The sequence below is a fragment of the Streptomyces bambusae genome (assembly GCF_019400985.1).
GTDB lineage: Bacteria > Actinomycetota > Actinomycetes > Streptomycetales > Streptomycetaceae > Streptomyces > Streptomyces bambusae_A.
Genome location: NZ_WTFF01000686.1, coordinates 1 through 957 on the forward strand (window position 1 = coordinate 1; position 957 = coordinate 957).

General features: G+C 71.6%; 1 pseudogene. It reads left to right on the forward strand.

What is annotated here, in order from left to right:
- Positions 1-132 precede the first annotated feature (132 nt).
- Positions 133-951, forward strand: a pseudogene (locus GPJ59_RS36550) (phosphotransferase); the annotation flags it as partial.
- Between the last annotated feature and the right edge of the window lie 6 nt (positions 952-957).

Here is a 957-nt window from a genome sequence, read left to right on the forward strand (position 1 = left end):
TAGCCCCGTCATAAGTGATCGTGCAACAAGTATATCGCCGTAATCGTTTCGTAGTTGATCGTTAGCTAACTGGCCAGCACGCAGACTCACACGCGTAGGCTCGTCGGAGGCGTCAGTGGTTTATAAGAGACAGAGCCCTACCTGCGCGGCTCCGACGACGGCTGGCAGCTGGCGCTGCGCCGCCTGGCCGCCGGGGCCGACTTCACCACCGAGGCGTACGCGCTCGGCCGGGCCACCGCCGAGGTGCACAGCGCGCTGGCCGCGGCCCTGCCGATCGTGGCGCTGGGCCCGGAGCAGACCGCCCGGCTGGCCGCCGGGATGACCGCCCGGCTGGCCGCGACCGTCCGCGAGGTGCCGCAACTGCTGCCGTACGAGGCGGGGCTGCGCCAGGCCTTCGACGCCCTGGCCGGTACCCGCGGGCTGACCGTGCCCGCCCAGCGCATCCACGGCGACCTGCACCTGGGCCAGACGCTGCGCACCGCCGACGGCAGCTGGGCGCTGATCGACTTCGAGGGCGAGCCGGCCCGGCCGCTGGCCGACCGGCGGCGTCCCGAACCGGCGGTCCGGGACGTCGCGGGGATACTGCGCTCCTTCGACTACGCGGCCCGCTCGCACCGCCCGTTCGCCCCGGCCTGGGCCGACGCCTGCCGGGCGGCCTTCTGCTCGGGCTATGCGGCGACCACCGGGCGCGACCCGCGCGAGGACCCCGTACTGCTGCGCGCCTACGAGACGGACAAGGCGGTCTACGAGGCGCGCTACGAGTCCCGGCACCGGCCCGACTGGCTGCACGTGCCGATGGCGGCGATCCGCCGCCTGGCCGCACCCGCCTCCCCGCCCTCCGGCCACCGACCAGGCTCTTCCGATAAAGCCTCCCCCTCATCCGCAGGAACACACACACACGATACCCCCTCTCTCGTCGCAGCCTGGAATGCGCTTAGCAATAAATCATGAGACTAT